Below are 375 nucleotides of genomic sequence, written 5' to 3'. Positions count from 1 at the left end.
CTGGAAACCATAGAGCTGTGGTCCCACCTGATCCCATTCCGAACTCAGAAGTGAAACACAGTATCGCCGATGGTAGTGTGGGGTCTCCCCATGTGAGAGTAGGTCATTTCCAGGCGCCTAATAAGCTCAACGTTGTATAGAGTTTTGCTGATATGGCTCAGTCGGTAGAGCGCATCCTTGGTAAGGATGAGGTCCCCAGTTCGATTCTGGGTATCAGCACCACGAATAATCTAGTGTTTTGTCCTAGAATAAAATTTGTCTGGAAACCATAGAGCTGTGGTCCCACCTGATCCCATTCCGAACTCAGAAGTGAAACACAGTATCGCCGATGGTAGTGTGGGGTCTCCCCATGTGAGAGTAGGTCATTTCCAGGCG

1 tRNA gene and 2 rRNA genes are annotated in these 375 nt (G+C 49.3%); all 3 read left to right on the top strand.

Going from position 1 to position 375, the window contains the following annotated elements:
* The 3 genes from rrf (GQA99_RS20315) (at position 1) to rrf (GQA99_RS20305) (ending at position 374) form a co-directional block, all read left to right on the top strand.
* A 5S ribosomal RNA gene (rrf, locus tag GQA99_RS20315) occupies positions 1 to 115 on the top strand.
* A 31-nt stretch (positions 116 to 146) separates the two neighbouring features.
* A tRNA-Thr gene (locus tag GQA99_RS20310) sits at positions 147 to 222 on the top strand.
* A 36-nt stretch (positions 223 to 258) separates the two neighbouring features.
* Positions 259 to 374, top strand: a 5S ribosomal RNA gene (gene rrf, locus GQA99_RS20305).
* Position 375 lies beyond the last annotated feature (1 nt).

Origin of the sequence: Shewanella litoralis, from assembly GCF_009828585.1 — a bacterium.
Lineage (GTDB): Bacteria > Pseudomonadota > Gammaproteobacteria > Enterobacterales > Shewanellaceae > Shewanella > Shewanella litoralis.
The sequence above is the reverse complement of the archived record's forward strand: the minus strand, read 5'-3'. Positions and strand labels throughout refer to the sequence as shown.